This is a genomic window from Pseudomonas sp. 22490 (genome assembly GCF_052044465.1).
GTDB lineage: Bacteria > Pseudomonadota > Gammaproteobacteria > Pseudomonadales > Pseudomonadaceae > Pseudomonas > Pseudomonas aeruginosa.
This window is the reverse complement of record NZ_JBQENS010000089.1, coordinates 1-901: the sequence shown is the minus strand read 5'-3', so window position 1 is coordinate 901 and position 901 is coordinate 1. Positions and strand designations below refer to the sequence as shown.

The 901-nt window shown below is 71.6% G+C and carries 1 protein-coding gene; it reads left to right on the top strand.

The features are described 5' to 3' along the window. Nucleotides 1-901 (top strand): hypothetical protein (locus ACTJJX_RS35000; protein WP_397427627.1); only part of this gene is annotated, 901 nt, incomplete at both ends.

Sequence of the window (901 nt, the reverse complement as noted above, 5' to 3'; positions counted from 1 at the left end):
CAGAGCCGGGACCGCGCCGTGGTCAAGACCCGTGGCGATCTCGACAACCGTGGCGGCCAGGTGATCGGCCTGAACGATCTGGAGGTCGGCGCGGCGACGCTCGACAACGGCCAGCAAGGCCTGCTCGGCAGCCAGCAGTCCACCCGCGTCAGCGCCCAGGCGCTGGTCAACCGGGGGGACGGCGAAGTCTCCGGCAAGCGCGTCGAGGCCCGCGTCGGCAGCCTCGACAATCGCGGCGGCAAGCTGATCGGCGACGACCTGCTGGTGGTCGCCAGCGGTGCCATCGACAACCGCCTCGGCTTGTTCTCCGCAGCCAACCGCCTCGACCTGCGGGCGCGCAGCCTGGACAACAGCGGCAAGGGCACGCTGAGCAGCCGGGGCGGCCTGGAGGTCAGCCTCGGCGGCCTGCTGGACAACCGCGATGAAGGCAACCTGCTCAGCCAGGGCGCGCAGCGCGTGACGGTGGGGCAACTGGACAACCGCGCCGGCGGCCTGCTGTCGAGCCGCAGCGAGTTGAACGTCCACGGCGCCAGCCTGGACAACCGTGGCGGCGTGCTGGTGGCCGACGCCGGCCTGAGCGCCACGGGAGGCGCCTTCGACAACCGCGACGGCGGCAGCGCCAGCGGCAAGGCTGGCGTGCGCGTGGAGGTCGCCAGCCTGCGCAACGACCAGGGTGGCAAGCTGCTCAGCGATGGCCGCCTGGACCTCGCAGCGAACGCCGTCGGCAACGCCGGAGGGCGTATCGCCGCCAAGGGCGACCTGCAGGCGACGCTTGGCAGCCTGGCCCAGCAAGGTGGTGAACTGGTCAGCGAAAAGACCCTGAAGGTCGCGGCCGACACGCTCGACAACAGCCAGTCCGGGCTGATCGCCGCGAATGGCGGCATCGCTATCGAGGCGCGGC